Below are 17,329 nucleotides of genomic sequence, written 5' to 3'. Positions count from 1 at the left end.
ATGGCGCTGACCTACCTCGCGCTCGGCGACAGCTACACCATCGGCGAGGCCGTGCCCGAATCCGGCCGCTGGCCGGTGCAATTGACGGTGCAGTTGCGCGAACACGGCATCGCCGTGGACGCGCCGCGGATCATCGCCACCACCGGCTGGACCACCGATGAGCTGGCGCTCGCGCTGGATCTGGCCGAGCCGCTGGGCCAATGGGATTTCGTCAGCCTGCTGATCGGCGTCAACAACCAATACCGCGGCCGCAGCGCGGTGCAATACGCGGCCGAGTTCCGCGATCTGCTGCGGCGCGCGATCGGCTACGCGCGCGGCCGCGCCGACCGGGTGCTGGTGCTGTCGATTCCCGACTGGGGCGCGACGCCGTTCGGCGCCACCGATCAGCGCGGCGCGGAGGTCATCGGCGCCGAGCTGGACGTGTTCAATCGCAGCGCCGCGCAAGTGTGCGCGCAGTTGAATGTGGCCTTCGTCGATATCACCCCGGTGTCGCGCGAGCGCGCAAGCGAAGCAATCATGCTGGCCGAAGACGGCCTGCATCCGTCGGCGGCGATGTACGCGCAGTGGACCGCGCTGGCGCTGCCGGTGGCGCGCGATCTGCTGCGGGAACCGGCGCCGCGGTGACCGCCGTCATCGACGCCACGCGCCCGTTTCCGCGCGAACGCGCCATCGCCATCGCGCGCGCCTTCCTGCCGGCGCATCCGCTCGGCAATCGCTGGGACTACTACTACAGCCGCGCCAAGCTCGGCAGCGATCCGCTGTATCCCGGCGTGCTGCAAGCGTTGCGCGGCAGCCGCGCGCCGGTGCTGGACCTGGGCTGCGGCCTGGGCCTGCTGGTGCACGCGCTGCGCCTGGACGGGCAGACGATGGCGTATCGCGGCGTCGACAACGACGCGGCCAAGATCGGCCGCGCGCGCAAGGTCGCCGGCAAGGTCGAACTGACCCGGGCGCGCTTCGATCTGGTCGATCTGGCGCAGGGCCCGCCGCCGCATCGCGGCAGCGTGACGATCCTGGATGTCCTGCAATACCTGGACGCGCCGACCCAACGCGGCCTGATCGATGCCGCCGCGTCGATGCTGGAGCCCGGCGCGCGCCTGGTCATCCGCACGGCCCTGGCCGACGGCAGCGGCCGCGGCCGGGTCGGCCTGATCTCCGACCGCCTGGCCAAGATGATCGGCTGGATGCAGTCGGCGCCGCGCTGTTACCCGCAAGCGCAAGCGCTGCGCGAGCAGTTGCAGGGGCACGGGCTGAGCACCACGGTGGCGCCGCTGTACGGCAATACGCCGTTCAACAACTGGCTGATCGTCGCTCGCGCCTGAGCTGAGCTGAGCTGAGCGCTTACTCGGGCACGACCGCGACGTAGCCGGCATCCTTCATCGCCCGCAGCACGCCTTCGACGATCGCCACGTTGTTGCCGTGCGGCGCGCCCTCGTGCAGCAGCACGATCGCGCCGGGGCGGAAATCGGCGACGATGCGCGCCACCACCGAGTCGGGCTCGCCGCGCACGCCGTCGAAGCCGCGCGCGCTCCACGCCACCCGCGCCAGCGCCAGTTTCTTCAACGACGCCGACACGAACGGATTGGCCATGCCGACCACCGCGCGGAACCAGCGCGGCGTCACCCCGGTCACCGTGCGCAGGCCGGCCTGCGCCTGTTCGATCTCCGCCGCCATCCGCCCCGGTCCCAGCGCCCAGAACCAGGCCTGCGGATGCGACTGGCTGTGATTGCCGATGCCGTGGCCGCGGCGGACGATCTCGCGCGCCAGCTGCGGCCGCGCCGCGGCGCGTTCGGCGACCAGGAAGAACGTCGCCTTGGCGCCGTACTGATCGAGCAGGTCGAGCATCGCCGGGGTGTCGTCGGAGGGGCCGTCGTCGATGGTCAGCCACATCGCCCGCGCCTGCGTCGGCAGGCGCGCGAGCACGGGTCCGAACAAACGCGAGCGCGGCCACAAGGTGCCCCAGAACATGGCGCCGTGGCTGACCAGCATCGCCGCCAGCCCGGCCGCCCAGCCGAACCGCCACCACAACGCCAGCATGAGCAACTGCGAGGCGCCGAACAGCCACAGCCAGGCCCAGGGGCGGCGCGGCGGACGATGGAGGACAGCGATGCTGGCGATGCTCATGCGCGGGGGAACGGCTCCAGACGGTAACGCGACGGCGGCTGGCACCGCGGATGCGCCATCCTACCTTGCGGCACCCGCCGGCCGCCCCCATGTGGGCTTCATTCCCGCCAAACCAGACCGTCATGTCCCTCGATCCCGCCCTGCGCTCGCGCATCGAAACCCTGCTTCAGTCCAACCGCGTCGTGCTGTTCATGAAAGGCGGCCCGACCGCGCCGCAGTGCGGCTTCTCGGCCAAGGCCTCCGGCGCGCTGAACGCGCTGCTGCCGCAGGGCTACGCCCATGTGGACGTGCTGGCCGATCCGGAAATCCGCGAGGGCATCAAGGCCTACGGCGAGTGGCCGACCATCCCGCAGCTGTACATCGACGCGCAGCTGGTCGGCGGCAGCGACATCATCGAGCAGATGGCCGCCAGCGGCGAATTGCACAGCGCGCTCGGCCTGCCGGCGCCCGATCGCAGCCCGCCCAAGCTCAGCATCACCCCGGCCGCGGCGCAGATGCTGCGCGACGCGGTTGCCAATGCCGGCACCGATTACGCGGTGCAGCTGGAAGTCGATGCGCGCCATAACGTACGCCTGCAGCTGGCGCCGATCGACGCCAATGCGGTCGCGGTGGAAGTCGAGGGCGTGCGCGTGCAGACCGACTGGATCAACGCCCGCCGCGCCGACGGCGTGTCGATCGACTGGGCCGACGACGAACGCGGCCGCGGCCTGGTGATCACCAACCCGAACGCGCCGCCGGCGGTGCGCGCGATCGTTCCGGCCGACGCGCGCGAGCGCGTGCGCGCCGGTTCGCTGCGCCTGGTAGACGTGCGTCCGCCGGACGAACGCGCCATCGCTCAGGTCGATCTGGCCTTCGACAGCTTCGATCACGGCACCAGCGCGCTGGAAACCCTGCCCAAGGACACGCCGCTGGCATTCCTGTGCCACCACGGCGGCCGCAGCGCGCAGGCGGCCGAGCATTTCCGTCAGCTGGGTTACCGCGAGGTCTATAACGTCGAAGGCGGCATCGACGCCTGGGCCGATCTGGACGGCGCTATCGCCAAGTACTGATCGCCTTCGTTGTTGCTGCGAAAGCCGCGACGTTCGCGTCGCGGCTTTCGCGTTTTTGGCGCTGGCGTATCGGCGTGCGTCATCGCCGGCAACGCGAGCGGTGACCCCATGCGGGCATCGCGCCCGCAACCGCCTCAGCCCTTGAAGCCGCCGCCGTCGAGATAGGCCTGTTCTTCCGCGCTGCTGTCGCGACCCAGCGCCGCGTTGCGATGCGGGAAACGGCCGAAGCGCTCGATGATTTCCAGATGCTTGATCGCCCACTGCGCGGCGTCGGTGCCGTCGGCACCGGCCGGCAGCGCCCGGTGCAGTTCGACCGAGCGGCGTTGATCGAGCAAATCCTCGGAATGTTCGAACGGCAGATAGAAGAACGACCGCAGTTCCGGCTCGATGCTGCGGTCGTGGCCGAGTTCCAGCGCGCGCCGCGCGTAGTGCCGCGCCAGCGGATCGGTCGCGTACGAATGCGCGCTGCCGCGGAACACGTTGCGCGGAATCTGGTCGAGCAGGATCAACAGCGCCAGCGCCGACTCGGCGTCGCGCTCGACCCAGTCGTCGTGCTCGCGCCGCGCCGCGGCGTGGTGGGCATCGAGAAAGCCGCTGCGGCATTGCTGATCGAAATGGTCGTCGCGATCGAACCAGCGGCCGGGACCGGCCTTGCGCCAGAAATCGACGACGTCTTGTGCGGTGACGGACATGCGGAACCTGCGCTTGGGGACAGGGAGCGAACCGTAGCAAAACGGGTGCGGGTGTGTCGTGGGTGCGGCCGGGTGGATGGCGCGATGGACGACGCAACGTAAGGCGCGATGCGGTGCGAGCGACACCGCGCGTTACGCCATGTCGCGCCGCACCGCCATTCCCCCGTCATCCCCGCGAACGCGGGGATCCAGCGACTTTGCTTTCACGCCGCGATGAAGCCTTGCATCCCCGCCTTCGCGGGAACGCCAAACCAAAGCCAACCTCGCCCCATCACCCCGCCTCATCCTCGCCCAACTGCGTCTCCAACTCATTGATCCAGGCCACGGTGAGACTTTCCATCGTCACCGCATAGATCAGCGGCCGGATCGGCCCGGACGAATACGACTGCGAAACGAAGCGCGCATGGCGCTCGCGAAACGCCAGCCAGGCCTGATGCGCCTGCTCGAACGCGGCCAGATCCTCGCCATCGATCTGCTTGCGCAGGTGCGCGACCAGACCGTCCAGGCGCGTCTGCTCGCGGCTGAGCTCGGCGATCGCCTGCTCGCCCATGTCGGCCTGACTGACCCGATCGTCGTCGCTGTCGCGCGCGATCGCCTCGGCCTTGCCGAAATAATTGTCGGCGATGCGCGCGGCGGTTTCGGCCTTGCCGATCAGCTTGTTTTCGAAACGGCGCAGTTCCTCGACGCTGGTGTGCGCGCCGTCGAGCTCCTGCTTCAACGCGAGCAACTGCTTGCCGCGCTCGATCGCATCGACAGTGCCGCGACGCTCGGCGATTCGCTGGATGAAGTAGAACGCCCAGGTAAGCAGGGCGCCGATGACGGTGAAGATGAGCTGTTCCATGACCTGTCCTCCGGTCGTGGAGCACAGTGTCGTCCGCGCAGGTCTCAGGCCTTCGGATGTCGCGTGTCGGGCGTCGCAAAACCCCTATAAATCCAGTGGGTTTTTGCTCGGCGCGGGGTAAACCGTTCAGCCTTCCCGGGGCGCTTACAGCAGCCCACAGATCGTGCGACGCGACGAACCGCTCAGTCCGTCGCCACAGCCGGCCCCATCGCCGCGAGCACCGCGCGCAGGATGTCCTGCGAGCGCCGCTGCCCATAACCGCGGCCGTAGGCGGAGGAAGTGATCGCGATCACCGCGCGCAGCGACGGCACCACGTAGATCTTGTTGCCGCCGTTACCGGAAGCGAACGCGACCGGCACGTCGCGGCCGGCGATGCGCTGGGTCCGCAGATACCAGAAGTAGCCGTAGTGATCCGCGAAAGGATCGACCGCGGCGATGGCGATGCGCGGGGTCAGGATGTCGTCCAGGGTCTTGCGCGAGATCAGCCGGCGTCCGGCGTGCTCGCCGCCGTCGAGCACTAACTCGCCGATGGCGGCCATGTCGCGCGCGCTCAGCGACAGGTTGCCCTGGCCCTTGGCATGGCCGGAGGCATCGCGCTGCCACTGCCAATGTTCGATGCCCAACGGTTGAAACAGATTCGCGCGCGCGAATTCGTCGAGCGGTTGCGCGACCGCCGCCGCGACCACCCATCCGGCCAGATACGCGGTCAGCGAGTTGTACTGATAGCGCGTCCCGGCGGCCTCGCGGCGCGGTATGCCGAGTGCGAACGCGGCTGGATCGACGGCCTCATCGAGACGGTCTTCGTTGCCGGGCGAGCCTTCCTGCGTGTCGTCGGCATCCAGTCCCGAGCGCATCGTCAGCAGATCGCGTACCGAGGTGCCCGCCACCGGCTTGCCGCGCGCGGCGGGCAGATAGCGTTCGATCGGATCGTCCAGCGAGGCGATCCGGCCTTGATCGAGCGCGATCCCGGCCAGCAGCGCGGTCACGCTTTTCCCGGCCGAACGCATGTCGTGCAGGCTGCGCGCGTCGTCGCCGTTGTAGTAGCGCTCGGCGATGAGTTCGCCGTCGCGCAGCACGACCACGGCCTTGAGATCGACGCGGGTATCGCCGTCCCAGCGGGCGAGGACACGTTCGACGGCGGGGTCGGCCGCCGCGACCGGAAACACGCAGCACAGCAGCGCGAGCAACCACCATGGGCTTCGTCGAGGCGCGATCATGCGACGGCTTCCTTAAGTTGCAGCGATGCGATCCAGCCAAGGCGCACGCGATTCACCGCGCGGCGCTGTCGTCGGCGAGGAACGTCGTCCAGCCCAGGTAGTACTCCGGATCGTCGGAGCGCTTGGCGACGATGAGGTCGGCCGCCTCGACCTTGCTGCGCAGTTCGCCGTCGCGCGAGAGCGTTTCGCCGACCTTGGGCAACAGGCCGGTGGCGGACAGGGTCGAATCGTTGGCGCGCGCGAATTCGATCATCGCTTCCATGCGTTCGCGCGCCTGTGCCAACGCCAGGCGCAGCGCCGCGGCATCGTCGTCGAGCCAATGCTGGGCGTGGGCGCGATAGATCGCCGGCCAGTCGCGCTGCGGCGAATTCGCCTGTTCCAGCGCCTTGCGGTACTCACGCGCGCTCAGCTCCGGCTTGCGCCGCTCCACGTCGGCGACGTCGGCCTGGATCTGCTGCGCGGTCTTGGCCTGCAACTCGTGCACCGGCGACTGATACGCCAACCGCACGGGTTTTTCGTGCGGCGCGTCGGGCGAGCGCAGCTCGGCCAGCACCATCAACGCCGACATGTCCTGGCTCATGCCGTAGCGAAGCACCAGCAAAGCCGGCGCCGCATCGGCGCGCAACGCGCCCAGCAGCGCGGCGCGCTCGGCGGGCACGTCCACCTTCACGGCGATGCGGTCGCGCTCGGCGACGCTGGCCCGCTTGAGCGCGGGCGTGGCGTTGATGAACCGATTGATGCCCCAGCCGACCAGGCCGGCCAACGCGCCCCATTCCTCGGAATTGTTGTTGGCCGGATCGAAGTAGTACACGCCCAGGCGCGGCCTGGACCGGACCTCGTCCAGAATCGGCGCCGCGGCCGGCGCCGGCGGTTGCGCCACGGCGCCCCCAGCGGCTCCCAGCGCCAGCAGCACCGTCAGCGATGCGTTGATGACGATGCTGCGCATGAGCCCTCCCCGGGGCCTGATGGATGGCGGATCTTACTCGTCGAAGCGCAAATGCCGCACCGACTTGCCATGCCGCCGGATCAGCTTCAGCGCTTCGATGCCAACCCCGATGTGGGTATCGACGAAGCTCGCGCTGACCTTGGCGTCGGAAGCCTCGGTCTTCACGCCCTCGGGAATCATCGGTTGGTCCGAGACCAGCAACAGCGCGCCGCAGGGAATGCGGTTGGCGAAGCCGGCGGCGAACACGGTCGCGGTTTCCATGTCGATGGCCATGCAGCGCATCGCGCGCAGACGCTCCTTGAAGGCTTCGTCGTGCTCCCAGACCCGGCGGTTGGTGGTGTAGACGGTGCCGGTCCAGTAGTCGTGGCCGAGGTCGCGGATCATGGTCGAGACCGCGCGCTGCAAGGCGAACGCCGGCAATGCCGGCACTTCGGGCAGCAGGTAGTCGTTGGAGGTGCCTTCGCCGCGGATCGCCGCGATCGGCAGGACCAGGTCGCCGAGCTCGTTCTTGCGCTTGAGGCCGCCGCACTTGCCCAGGAACAACACCGCCTGCGGCATGATCGCCGAGAGCAGGTCCATCATGGTCGCCGCGTTCGGGCTGCCCATGCCGAAGTTGATCATGGTGATGCCGTCGGCGGTCGCGCTGGGCATCGGCCGGTCCATGCCGACGATCTCCGCGCCGGTCAGGCGGGCGAAGGTGTGCAGGTAACCGCCGAAGTTGGTCAGCAGGATGTGCTGGCCGAACTGGTCCAGGGGCACGCCGGTGTAACGCGGCAGCCAGTTTTCGACGATCTGTTCTTTGTCTTTCATGCCTTGGCCTTTTCTTGTTGTTGTACGGCCATTGTGGCACCGCCCATGACGATAGTCAGGGTTGGCAGCGCACAAAGCGGCCGTTACGGTTCCATGGTTACCCGCCGCTCGACACCTGGCTCCGCTTTCCCCGGGGGAAATCATGCTTCGACCGTTCCTGGCCGGCTGCGGCCTGGCGTTGCTCGCCAGCGCCGCGCAGGCGGCCACGGCCGCGCCCGCCGCGCCCGCTTCGACCTCCCGTTACACCCAGGACCCCTATCCCAGCACCTACAAGGCGCTCGGCTCGGGCCCGGTGCTGCTGCAGCACGCCACGGTCCTGACCGGCACCGGCCAGCGCCTGGACAACGCCGATGTGCTGCTGCAGGGCGGCAAGATCGTCGCGGTCGGCAGCGCCCTGGACGCGCCGGCCGACGCGGCGCGCGTGGATGCGACCGGCAAGTGGGTCACGCCGGGGATCATCGACGTCCACTCGCACCTGGGCGTGTACCCCAGCCCCGGCGTCAGCGCCCACGCCGACGGCAACGAGATGACCAGCCCGGTCACGCCCAACGTCTGGGCCGAGCACTCGATCTGGCCGCAGGACCCAGGCTTCGAAACCGCGCTGGCCGGCGGCATCACCTCGCTGCAGATCCTGCCCGGCTCGGGCAACCTGATCGGCGGCCGCGGCGTCACTCTCAAGAACGTGCCCGCCACCTCCTACCAGGCGATGAAATTCCCCGGCGCGCCGTGGGGCCTGAAGATGGCCTGCGGCGAGAACCCCAAGCGCGTCTACGGCAGCCGCAACGTCTCGCCGGGCACACGCATGGGCAACGTCGCCGGTTACCGCGCGGCCTTCATCGACGCCAGCGAATACCTGCGCAAGACCTCGCCCAAGGCCGCCGCGCCGGCGAAGAAGCGCTGGTGGCAGAGTTCCACCCCTGCGTCCAACAACGCCGACAGCGAGAAAGATACCGGCGGCAAGCGCGATCTCAAGCTCGACACCCTGGCCGGTGCGATCAAGGGCGACATCCTGGTCCACATCCACTGCTACCGCGCCGACGAGATGACCACCATGCTCGATCTGGCGAAGGAGTTCGGCTTCAAGATCGCCGCCTTCCACCACGGCGTGGAGGCGTACAAGATCGCCGACCGGCTGGCGCAGGAAAACGTCTGCGGCGCGTTGTGGGCCGACTGGTGGGGCTTCAAGATGGAAGCCTTCGACGGCATCCAGGAAAACCTCGCCATCGTCGATCGCCCGGCCAACAGCTGCGCGATCGTGCATTCCGATTCCGAGGAAGGCATCCAGCGGCTCAACCAGGAAGCGGCCAAGGTGATGGCGCACGCGCGCCTGGCCGGCATCGACATCGCGCCGGAGCGGGCGATCCGCTGGCTCACCCAGAACCCGGCCAAGGCGCTGGGCATCGTCGAGCGCACCGGCACCCTGGAGCCGGGCAAGATGGGCGATGTGGTGGTGTGGAACGGCAATCCCTTCAGCGTCTACGCCAAGGCCGAGCAGGTCTACATCGACGGCGCGCGCGTTTACGACCGCGCCGATCCGTCGCGCCAGCCCAAGTCCGATTTCATGCTCGGGCAACCGGCCGCGCAGACGGCGACGCAAACCGGAGGTGTGCAATGAGCCGCGTGTCCGTACTGCGGCATGCGCCGCTGTTCGCCGCCCTGCTGGCGTGCGTCAGTTTCGCCGCATCCGCGCAGAACGTGCTGATCCGCAACGCCACCGTCCACACCGCCACGGCGCAAGGTTCGCTGGAACATGCCGACGTGTTGGTCTCCGGCGGCGTGGTGCGCGCGGTCGGCAAGGGCCTCAGCGCGCCGGCCGGCGCGCAGGTGATCGAAGCCGAGGGCCGGCCGGTCACGCCGACCCTGTTCGGCGGCATCAGCGAAATCGGCCTGGAGGAAGTGTCCGGCGAAAAGGCGACGGTCGATGAAACCCTCGCGCTCGGCGCCGACACCAAGGAAATGACGGTGCGGCCGGAGTTCGACGTCACCCTGGCCTACAACCCGGATTCGGTGGTGATTCCGGTCACCCGCATCGAAGGCATCGGCTGGACCCTGCTCGGCGCCGGCACCGCCAGCGGCGGCTCGATCGTCGCCGGCCAGGGCGGGATCGAACGCCTGGACGGCGGCCCCGACCCGATCGGCCCGCGCGTGCTGTTCGTGCGCCTGGGCAAGGACAGCCTGGGGCTGAGCGGCAGTTCGCGCGCGGCGCAGTGGATGATCCTGGATCAACTGGTCGACGAATTGCACGGGCGCATCGGCCCGGACAATCACGCCGCGCTGCTGACGCCGGCCGGACGCAGCGCGCTGCAGAAGTATTTCGGCGGCGGCGGGCGGATCGTGTTCGGCGTGGATCGCGCCGCCGACATCCGCCAGTTGCTGCGCTGGTCGGCCAGACATCAGCTGCGCATCGCCATTGCCGGCGGCGGCGAGGCCTGGCGCCTGGCGCCGCAATTGGCGGCGGCGAAGGTGCCGGTGTTCGTCAACCCACTGTCCAACCTGCCGAGCGATTTCGATCAGGTCGGCGCCAGCATGGAAAACGCGGCGCGTCTGCGCGCGGCCGGGGTCGCGGTCGGTTTCAGCGAAGGCGGCGCCTCGCACAACGTGCGCAAGGTGCGGCAGCTGGCCGGCAATGCGGTCGCCGCCGGCTTGCCGTGGGCCGACGGCCTGGCCGGGCTGACCCGGGTGCCGGCGGAAACCTTCGGCGTGGCCGGCGAAGTCGGTTCGATCGCGCCGGGCAAGCGCGCCGATCTGGTGCTGTGGAGCGGCGACCCGCTCGATGTCAGCAGCGTGGCCTTGCAGGTGTGGATGGACGGCCGTGCGATTTCGATGCGCAGCCGCCAGACCGAGTTGCGCGATCGTTACCTGCATCCGGACAACGGCTTGCCGCGCGCGTATCCGACGCCGGCGGGGCGTTGATCCGGCAACGTCCGATCCGATAGCGCATCCCGCCTACCGCCCCCCTTTGATCCCACCTACCGATTCCCCCCTTTGAAAAAGGGGGGCTAGGGGGGATTTGCTTTTGATTTGGCTCCACCGCGATAAGGCGAAAAGCTAAATCCCCCCTGCCCCCCTTTTTCAAAGGGGGGAACAGCAACGGCAACAGCTGCGGCAACGGCTGCGGCTGTGGCTACCGCCGCCTCGCCGCGCTTGACCTTCCCTCACCACCCCACAGCGTATGCTTGCCGCCATCGCCGCCCGACCGCTTCCGGAATGCCCTCATGACCCTGCCCATCGCACACGTCAACTGGCTGGCGATCATCGCCGCCACCGCTTCGGCCTTCGTGCTCGGCGGCCTGTGGTACGGGCCCTTGTTCAAGAAAGCCTGGTGCCGCGAAGCCGGCATGGACCCGGACGCCAAGCCCGACCATCCGGGCCTGACCTTCGCCATCGCCATCGTCTGCGCCTTCCTCGCCGCGACCATCTTCGCCGTGCTGATGCCGCCGCAGGCCAGCGCCGCGGACGGCTTCGGCGTGGGCTTCGTGGTCGGCCTGTTCTTCGTCTCGATGAGCTTCGGCATCAACTACGCCTTCGCCCAGCGCAGCCTGAAGCTGTGGATGATCGACAGCGGTTATCACATCATCCAATTCATTCTCTACGGCGTGATCATCGGCGCGTGGAAATAAGGAGTCAGGCGATGAGCGACCCGCAACCGGCATTGCGCTGGTACTTCGATTTCATCTCGCCGTTTTCGTATCTGCAATGGCGCAAGCTGCGCTCGATCGCGCGCGAGCGGTCGATCGCGCTGGTGCCGGTGGCGTTCGGCGCGATCCTGGCCGCGCACGGCAACAAGGGCCCGGCGGAAATTCCCGGCAAGCGCGAATTCACCTATCGCCACGTGCTGTGGCAGGCGCGCCGCGAAGGCGCCGAGCTACGCTTTCCGCCGGCGCATCCGTTCAATCCGCTGGCCGCGCTGCGCCTGTGCGTGGCCGCCGGCAACACGCCCGAGGCGGTGGATGCGATCTTCGATTGGATCTGGACTCAAGGACAGGCCGGCGACAGCATCGAGGCCCTGAGCCCGGTCGTCGCCGCGCTGGGCGTGGACATCGGCGCGATCGGCAGCGATCAGACCAAATCGGCCCTGCGCGCGAACACCGAATCGGCTCTGTTGGCCGGTGTCTTCGGCGTGCCTACGTTGAGTATTGGTAATGAGTTGTTCTGGGGCAACGACGCACACGATTTCGCCCTTGACGCACTGCAACACCCCGATTGGCTTGAAGATCCCGAAATGCAACGGCTCAAGCAGCTGCCGGTAGGAGTGCAACGCCGGGCCTGAACGAGGCCGGCGCCGGGTAAGCGCATTCTTGCGTGACACACGTCGCGAAACGGTATGCTGCGGAAACATTCGATAACCACGCGCCAAGACCCGGGGGGGACCCATGCGCATTGGAATCGTCGTCGACTCCGCTTGCGATCTGCCGTTGGACTACCTGCAACAGAACGATATCCATCTGTTGCCCATCACCGTGCGCATCGGTCAGGCCGTGCTCGCCGATCACCGCAACGAACAAGCCACGCTGCAGTTCCTGCACGCGCATCTGGCCGATCGCGGCTTCGAGGCCGAGACCACGCCGTTCACCGTGCAGCAGGTACGCGATCTGTTCGTCAGCCAACTGGCGATCGATTACGACTACGTGTTCTGCATGACGATCACCAAGACCCGCAGTCCGGTGTTCGAGAACGCCAATCAGGCCAGCTTCGCGATCCTCAACGACTACCGCCCGGTGCGCAGCGCCGCCGGCATCAACACGCCGTTCTCGTTGCGGGTGATCGACACGCTGAACCTGTTCGCGGCGCAGGGCATCACCGCGGTCGAAGCGGTGCGCCTGCGCAGCGCCGGCGAAGGCCCGCCGAAGATCCGCGCGCGCCTGGAGCATCTGGTGCTGCACACGCACGGTTATCTGATCCCGCGCGACCTCAACTACCTGCGCGCGCGCACCCGCCATCGCGGCGACCGCAGCGTGAGTTTCCTCAGCGCGACCTTGGGCACGGCGCTGGACATCAAGCCGATCCTGCACTGCAACCGCGGCGAAACCGGGCCGGTGGCGAAGATCAAGGGCTACGAGAACGCGGTACAGAAGCTGATGGAGTTCGCCGCGCGCAAGGTGGCCGGCAACGGTCTGATGACGCCCACCGTCTGTTTGAGCTACGGCGGCGAGTTGTCGGAACTGCGCAGCTTGCCCGGCTATGAAACCCTGCGCGTGGCTTGCCGCGATAACAACGTGGAGTTGTATGACAGCGTCATGAGTCTTACCGGCATGGTCAATGTCGGCAAGGGCGCGCTGGCGTTGGGGTTTGCGGCGGAGAAGGCGGATTTCGAGGGTTGAGTGGGGATTCGGGATTCGAGATTCGAGATTCGGGATTCGGGATTCGGGATTCGGGATTCGGGAGTCGGCAATCGGCAATCGGCAACAGCGTCCCCACCTACCGTCATTCCCGCGAACGCGGGAATCCAGGGCCTTTCGTGCGAGAACCTTTGAAGTCGCTGGATTCCCGCGTTCGCGGGAATGACGTTCTGGAGAGATGACGCTGAAGTCTCTGGATTCCCGCCTTCGCGGGAATGACGTTCTGGAGAGATGACGCTCAAGTCTCTTCCCCAAACACGACTTCCAGCCCAGGCCCCCGCACCACCGGCCGGGTTAGCCTGCGGACTTTGTCCGTCCAGGTAGCCGCTCCGATGACCCGTCACCGCCTGCTCGTCCTCGCGCTCGCCAGCGCGCTCGCCGCCCCGGCCCTCGCCCAGACTCCGCCGCAGCCCGCGCCGCAGGAGAAGAAAGACGGCGACAAGCCGGCCGTGCAACTCGAGCAGGACGCTCTCAAGCCCGCCGGCACCGATCCGGCCCGCGCCTCGGTCCAGACCGCCAAGGGCGCCAGCAAGCCCGGCGACAAGGACGAGAAGAAGTGGGACGTCAGCGCGCCGCACGGCCAGACCAAGACGGTGCGCTTCGACACCGACGAAGGCACCTGGATGGACCTGGACGTCGCCCCCAACGGCCGCGAGATCGCCTTCTCCCTGCTCGGCGACATCTACCTGCTGCCGATCGGCGGCGGCCAGGCGCGCCGCATCACCAGCGGCCCGGCCTGGGACGTGCAGCCGCGCTTCTCACCCGACGGCCGCGAAATCGCCTTCACCTCCGACCGCGGCGGCGGCAACAACCTGTGGCGCATGCGCGCCGACGGCAGCAACCCCACCGCGGTGACCAAGGAAGACTTCCGCCTGCTCAACAACCCGGCCTGGACGCCCGACGGCCAGTTCCTGATCGGACGCAAGCATTTCACCGGCGAACGCTCGCTCGGCGCCGGCGAGTTGTGGATCTATCACGCCGCCGGCGGCGGCGGCGGTCTGCAGCTGACCAAGCAGAAGAACGATCAACAGGACCTGGGCGAACCGGCGGTGTCGCCCGACGGCCGCTATGTCTACTACTCCGAAGACGTCACCGCCGGCCCGAGCTTCCAGTACAACAAGAACCCCCACGACACCATCTACGCGATCAAGCGCCTGGAACGCGCCAGCGGCAAGACCGCGACGGTGATCGACACCGCCGGCGGCGCGGTGCGTCCGCAGCCCTCGCCCGACGGCAAGTCGCTGGCCTTCGTCAAGCGCATCCGCGACAAGTCGGTGCTGCACGTGCTCGACCTGGCCAGCGGCGAAGCGCGGCCGGTGTGGGACGGGCTCTCGCACGACATGCAGGAGGCGTGGGCGATCTTCGGCCCGTACGCGAATTTCGCCTGGACGCCGGACTCCAAATCGGTGGTGATCTGGGCGCAGGGCAAGCTGTGGCGGGTGTCGATGGCCGACGGCAAGCACGAGCCGATCGCCTTCACCGCCAACGTCGAACAGACCGTGGCGCAGCCGCTGCGTTTCGAACAGACCCTCGACGCTGGCCGCTTCGATCCGAAGATGATCCGCGATGTCGCCACCAGCGCCGACGGCAAGACTCTGATCTTCCACGCGGTCGGCCAGCTGTGGCGCAAGCGCCTGCCCGACGGCAAGCCCGAACGCCTGACCGGCAACGACAACCTCTACGAATACCAGCCCAGCTTCAGCGCCGACGGCAACAAGCTGCTGTACACGACCTGGTCGGACGAAGCGCTCAGCATGATCTACGTCACCGGCGCCAACGGCGGCGGCAGCAAGCGGCTGACGCAGGAGAAAGGCTTCTACTACAGCCCGCGCTTCTCGCCGGACGGGCGCCGCATCGTCTATTCCAAGACCGGCGGCGGCGGCCTCACCGGCAGCCTGTGGTCGATGGATCGCGGCATCTACGTGATGAACGCCGACGGCAGCCGTCCGCTGCGCGTGGCCACCAGCGGCGAGTCGCCGCAGTTCAGCGCCGACGGCACCCGCGTGTACTACCTCAGCGGCGGCGGCATGAAGAAGAAGCTGATGTCGGTCGGCCTCAACGGCGAGGACGAGCGCGAAGTCTTCAACCTCAAGTACGTCGATTCGGTCAGCATCAGCCCGGACGGCAAGTGGGTGGCGTTCACCGAGTTGTTCAACGCCTACGTCGCGCCGCTGATGACCGCCGGCACTTCGGTCGAACTGAGCAAGGACAGCAAGGCGCTGCCGGTCGCGCAGGTCAGCGCCGATGTCGGCAGCTATCTGCACTGGGCGGCCGATTCCAAGTCGCTGCACTGGATGGTCGGCGACCGTTACTACTCGCGCCCGCTCAATCAGGCGTTCTCGTTCCTGCCCGGCGCGCCGGCGACGCTGGCCAAACCGTCGGCCGACGAACCGGGCATCCGCGTCGGCCTGCAGGTGCCGGTCTATACGCCGCAGGACACGGTCGCCTTCACCCATGCGCGGGTGATGACGATGCGCGATGCGGAAAAGAGCCAGGATGTGATCGAAGACGGCACCGTGGTCGTGCGCGGCGATCAGATCGTCGCCGTCGGCGCCAGCGCCTCGGTGGCCGTGCCGGCCGGCGCGCGCGTGATCGACGCCACCGGCAAGACCATCCTGCCCGGTTACGTGGACGTGCACGCGCACGCCGCGCACTTCGGCCAGGGCGTGGTGCCGCAGCAGAACTGGGCGTACTACACCAACCTCGCCTTCGGCATCACCACCATGCACGATCCCTCGGCGACCACCGAGTTCGTGTTCTCCGAGGCCGAACTGCTCAAGGCCGGCAAGATGGTCGGCCCGCGCGTGTTCTCCACCGGCACGATCCTGTACGGCGCCGACGGCGACTTCAAGGCGGTGATCAACTCGCTCGACGACGCGCGCAGCCATCTGCGCCGGATGAAGGCCAACGGCGCGTTCTCGGTCAAGAGCTACAACCAGCCGCGGCGCGAACAGCACCAGCAGATCAACCAGGCCGCGCGCGAGTTGAACATGTTGGTGGTGGAGGAAGGCGGATCGACCTTCAACCATAACCTGCCGATGATCCTCGACGGCGTCACCGGCATCGAGCACAACATCCCGGTCGCGCCGCTGTACAAGGACGTGGTCGAGCTGTGGAAGCAGACCGACGTGCGCAACACGCCGACGCTGGTGGTCAGCTACGGCGGCCTGTCGGGCGAGTACTGGTGGTATGCGCGCGACAACGTCTGGGAAGACAAGAAGCTCAACCGCTTCTTCCCGCGCGAAACCCTGGATGCGCGCTCGATCCGCCGCGAGACCGCGCCGGACTGGGATTACTGGCATATCCAGGTCGCCAAGTCGGTGAAGAAGCTGCGCGATGCCGGCGTCAAGATCCAGGTCGGCGGCCACGGCCAGTTGCAGGGCCTGTCGGCGAACTGGGAAATCTGGATGCTGACCCAGGGCGGCATGAGCAATTTCGAAGCGCTGCGCGCGGCGACCATCGACGGCGCGGATTACCTGGGCCTGTCCAGGCAGCTGGGTTCGCTGGAGACCGGCAAGAAGGCCGATCTGGTCGTGCTCAACACCAATCCGCTGGAGAACATCCGCGCGACCATCGACACGCGCTATGTGATGGTGGACGGGCGTTTGTTCGACGTCGATGCCGACATGGCCGAGCTGGGCAACCGCGCCGAGAAGGCGCCGAAGTTCTATTGGCAGCGTCATCGCGACGGCCAGACCTTCGGCGTGGAATTCGGCCCGACCTCGGTGTGTCATTGCCCCAAGGGCCATGGGCCGCATCAGGCGCACGACGGCGAGGAGGATTGATCGCCGGATTCGGCGATGGCCGGCCTGAGCGAGCAAACCGCGACCTCGGCCGGCAGAATTCCGATCCGGCAACGCCGCATTCACGCCCGGCGTATGCGCGGCTTATTACCCTGAACGCCATCCTTTTGCCGAGACATCCGATGGCCACTCGCTATTACCTCAGCATCCCCGACGGCGAACGCGCGCGCGGCAGCGACGCCGACCTGTCGTTCACCGCGGTCAGCGCCGAGGGCTTCGCCTCGCAGTTGCAGGCGGCCTTGCGCGGCGACGCGCTGTTCGAACGCTGGCGGGCGAAGCAACCCGAACCGGACGAAGTCGATCCGAGCCTGGGTGCGACCGATCCGAATGCCACCGTACAGGGCGAACAGCGGGACCTGCGCATGGATCTGGTCGCGGTGACGGCGTTGTCGGGCACGGTGCTCAAGCATCGCTTGCGGTTGCTGGCGGGTAGTGGGTGGGAGTTGCGGGATGTGACTGCGGCTTGATCGTGCTGTTCCCCCCTTTGAAAAAGGGAGGCAGGGGGGATTCG

Annotated in this window: 16 protein-coding genes; 10 read left to right on the top strand and 6 right to left on the bottom strand. The window is 67.8% G+C overall.

Going from position 1 to position 17,329, the window contains the following annotated elements; translation table 11 throughout:
* On the top strand, positions 1–624 hold the full coding sequence (locus tag AB4Y92_RS22200) for an SGNH/GDSL hydrolase family protein (protein ID WP_441821634.1): 624 nt from the start codon (positions 1–3) through the stop codon (positions 622–624).
* Positions 621–1,319 carry a methyltransferase domain-containing protein gene (locus AB4Y92_RS22195; protein ID WP_441821633.1) on the top strand — a complete coding sequence of 233 codons (699 nt, stop codon included), beginning with the start codon at positions 621–623 and terminating at the stop codon, positions 1,317–1,319. Before AB4Y92_RS22200 ends, AB4Y92_RS22195 begins: the two co-directional genes overlap by 4 nt.
* A gap of 19 nt (positions 1,320–1,338) precedes the next feature.
* Here the strand turns inward: AB4Y92_RS22195 and AB4Y92_RS22190 are convergent, their stop codons facing one another.
* Entirely contained in the window at positions 1,339–2,115 is a 777-nt protein-coding gene (locus tag AB4Y92_RS22190) for a polysaccharide deacetylase family protein (RefSeq protein WP_441821665.1), read from the bottom strand.
* A gap of 128 nt (positions 2,116–2,243) precedes the next feature.
* Between AB4Y92_RS22190 and grxD the strand changes: the two genes are divergently transcribed.
* On the top strand, positions 2,244–3,170 hold the full coding sequence (gene grxD, locus AB4Y92_RS22185) for a Grx4 family monothiol glutaredoxin (protein WP_441821632.1): 927 nt from the start codon (positions 2,244–2,246) through the stop codon (positions 3,168–3,170).
* Between the two features lie 134 nt (positions 3,171–3,304).
* On the opposite strand, the gene AB4Y92_RS22180 is transcribed toward grxD, so the two are convergent.
* The 5 genes from AB4Y92_RS22180 to AB4Y92_RS22160 form a co-directional block, all read right to left on the bottom strand.
* Entirely contained in the window at positions 3,305–3,862 is a 558-nt protein-coding gene (locus AB4Y92_RS22180) for a DUF924 family protein (RefSeq protein ID WP_441821631.1), read from the bottom strand.
* Between the two features lie 271 nt (positions 3,863–4,133).
* Positions 4,134–4,703, bottom strand: coding sequence for a lysozyme inhibitor LprI family protein (locus tag AB4Y92_RS22175; protein WP_441821630.1), 570 nt, complete (start codon positions 4,701–4,703; stop codon positions 4,134–4,136).
* Positions 4,704–4,885: 182 nt separating this feature from the next.
* The gene (locus AB4Y92_RS22170; RefSeq protein ID WP_441821629.1) at positions 4,886–5,920 is read right to left on the bottom strand and encodes a serine hydrolase domain-containing protein; all 1,035 of its coding nucleotides are present in this window, start codon (positions 5,918–5,920) and stop codon (positions 4,886–4,888) included.
* Between the two features lie 52 nt (positions 5,921–5,972).
* Entirely contained in the window at positions 5,973–6,866 is an 894-nt protein-coding gene (locus AB4Y92_RS22165) for a hypothetical protein (protein WP_441821628.1), read from the bottom strand.
* Positions 6,867–6,899: 33 nt separating this feature from the next.
* Positions 6,900–7,676, bottom strand: coding sequence for an AMP nucleosidase (locus AB4Y92_RS22160; RefSeq protein WP_215056816.1), 777 nt, complete (start codon positions 7,674–7,676; stop codon positions 6,900–6,902).
* Between the two features lie 142 nt (positions 7,677–7,818).
* Here AB4Y92_RS22160 and AB4Y92_RS22155 point away from each other — a divergent pair, with 142 nt between their 5' ends.
* The 7 genes from AB4Y92_RS22155 to AB4Y92_RS22125 all read left to right on the top strand — a co-directional run bounded on the left by AB4Y92_RS22155 (position 7,819) and on the right by AB4Y92_RS22125 (position 17,285).
* Entirely contained in the window at positions 7,819–9,291 is a 1,473-nt protein-coding gene (locus AB4Y92_RS22155) for an amidohydrolase (protein ID WP_441821627.1), read from the top strand.
* Complete coding sequence (locus AB4Y92_RS22150) at positions 9,288–10,589, top strand: amidohydrolase family protein (RefSeq protein ID WP_441821626.1); 1,302 nt, start codon at positions 9,288–9,290, stop codon at positions 10,587–10,589. Before AB4Y92_RS22155 ends, AB4Y92_RS22150 begins: the two co-directional genes overlap by 4 nt.
* Before the next feature lie 302 nt (positions 10,590–10,891).
* Positions 10,892–11,296 carry a DUF1761 domain-containing protein gene (locus tag AB4Y92_RS22145; protein ID WP_441821625.1) on the top strand — a complete coding sequence of 135 codons (405 nt, stop codon included), beginning with the start codon at positions 10,892–10,894 and terminating at the stop codon, positions 11,294–11,296.
* An 11-nt stretch (positions 11,297–11,307) separates the two neighbouring features.
* On the top strand, positions 11,308–11,946 hold the full coding sequence (locus AB4Y92_RS22140; RefSeq protein WP_441821624.1) for a 2-hydroxychromene-2-carboxylate isomerase: 639 nt from the start codon (positions 11,308–11,310) through the stop codon (positions 11,944–11,946).
* A 103-nt stretch (positions 11,947–12,049) separates the two neighbouring features.
* Complete coding sequence (locus AB4Y92_RS22135) at positions 12,050–12,997, top strand: DegV family protein (protein WP_441821623.1); 948 nt, start codon at positions 12,050–12,052, stop codon at positions 12,995–12,997.
* A 350-nt stretch (positions 12,998–13,347) separates the two neighbouring features.
* Positions 13,348–16,800 carry an amidohydrolase family protein gene (locus AB4Y92_RS22130; protein ID WP_441821622.1) on the top strand — a complete coding sequence of 1,151 codons (3,453 nt, stop codon included), beginning with the start codon at positions 13,348–13,350 and terminating at the stop codon, positions 16,798–16,800.
* A gap of 140 nt (positions 16,801–16,940) precedes the next feature.
* Positions 16,941–17,285, top strand: a complete 345-nt coding sequence (locus AB4Y92_RS22125) for a hypothetical protein (protein ID WP_441821621.1) — start codon at positions 16,941–16,943, stop codon at positions 17,283–17,285.
* Positions 17,286–17,329: the final 44 nt, after the last annotated feature.

Origin of the sequence: Lysobacter sp. TAB13 (assembly GCF_052113885.1) — a bacterium.
In the GTDB taxonomy this organism is placed as follows: Bacteria; Pseudomonadota; Gammaproteobacteria; order Xanthomonadales; family Xanthomonadaceae; genus Lysobacter; species Lysobacter gummosus.
The sequence above is the reverse complement of the archived record's forward strand: the minus strand, read 5'-3'. Positions and strand labels throughout refer to the sequence as shown.